The 974-nt window shown below is 63.0% G+C and carries 1 protein-coding gene; it reads right to left on the reverse strand.

Going from position 1 to position 974, the window contains the following annotated elements; genetic code table 11:
* On the reverse strand, positions 1–974 hold a 974-nt coding region (locus tag ACFO60_RS40770; RefSeq protein WP_380852902.1), incomplete at both ends, for an ABC transporter substrate-binding protein.

The raw sequence follows: 974 nt of genomic DNA on the forward strand, positions 1-974 counted from the left end.
GATTCGAAGCCCAGCGGCAGATACTTCTGCGCGTTCTCCTTGGTGATGGTCTCCGACGTCAGCGTGATCGACTGCGGCACCTGCTGCTCGACCAGATCACTCAGACCCTTGCCCTGAGCGATGAGCCGAGCCAGCTTGATCGCCGAAGCCGCCATCGTCGGGCTGTAGGTCACCGTCGCCTTCAACACCCCACTATCAGCCCCGATGTCCCGCATGGCATTGGCCGACCCCGCACCACCCACCATGAAGAACTCGCTGCGACCGGCCTCCTTCACCGCCGCCAGCACACCGATGCCCTGGTCATCGTCGTGGTTCCAGATCGCATCGATCTTCTTGTGCGCCTGCAGCAGATTGCTCGCCACCTGCGTACCCGACTCCACCGTGAACTTCGCGTCCTGCTGAGCCGTGACGCTGAACCCATACGTCTTCAACGCATCGGCGAAACCCTTACTGCGATCCTGCGTCAACGGCAACGTCGCGATGCCCTGAATCTCCAGGATCACCGGGTTGGAGACGCCCTTGTCCTTCAGCGTCTTACCGATATACGTACCGGCCGCCACACCCATGCCGTAATTGTCCCCACCGATCCAGGTGCGGTACGACAGCTTGTCCGGAAACACCCGATCCAGGTTGACCACCGGGATACCCGCGTCCATCGCCTTACGCGCGACCTGGTTGAGCTGCTCACCATCATTCGGCAAGATCACCAACGCGCCGACCTTCGCCGCGATCAGCGACTCCACCGCCGAGATCTGCTGGTTGATGTCATTGGTCGGCTCGACCGGCTTGAACTCCACATCCGAGTACTGCTTCGCCGCATCCTGCGCGTTCTTGGTGATCGCCGCGATCCACCCATGATCGGCCGCAGGAGCCGAGAACCCGATCACGACCTTGGTACCCGGCTTGTCGTTGTCAGTGCCGCCCGCGGCCGCCGCAGGGGCGGCGGCGGAACTGGCAGGAGCCGCAGCGGGCTC

The sequence above is a fragment of the Sphaerisporangium dianthi genome (assembly GCF_042654065.1).
In the GTDB taxonomy this organism is placed as follows: domain Bacteria; phylum Actinomycetota; class Actinomycetes; order Streptosporangiales; family Streptosporangiaceae; genus Sphaerisporangium; species Sphaerisporangium dianthi.